The following is a 257-nucleotide window of genomic DNA, read 5'->3' as shown; positions in this document are numbered from 1 at the left end:
GGATTATCCGGCAAACCGTGATAGAGCTGCGGTTTGTTGGCGTGGTGCAGCACGTACATCACGTGCGAACCGCCGACGCCTTCCGGATCGTACAAGCCGGCGTTGGCATAGCCGCGCGTGTTGAGCTCGGCCACGCGTTCACCCGCCAGCGCCTGCATATCGCTTTTGCTGCCGAAGTGAATCGCGCCGGTCGGGCAGGTTTTCACGCACGCCCGTTCCTGACCGACATTGACACGATCGACGCACAGCGTGCATTT

Annotated in this window: 1 protein-coding gene; it reads right to left on the bottom strand. The window is 61.5% G+C overall.

The window, feature by feature from the left end:
- A partial coding sequence (locus KVT28_RS25580) for a 4Fe-4S dicluster domain-containing protein (RefSeq protein ID WP_306665701.1) occupies positions 1-257 on the bottom strand: 257 nt, incomplete at both ends.

It is taken from the genome of Pantoea sp. GbtcB22 (assembly GCF_019091025.1).
Taxonomy (GTDB): Bacteria; Pseudomonadota; Gammaproteobacteria; order Enterobacterales; family Enterobacteriaceae; genus Pantoea; species Pantoea leporis.
The sequence above is the reverse complement of the archived record's forward strand: the minus strand, read 5'-3'. Positions and strand labels throughout refer to the sequence as shown.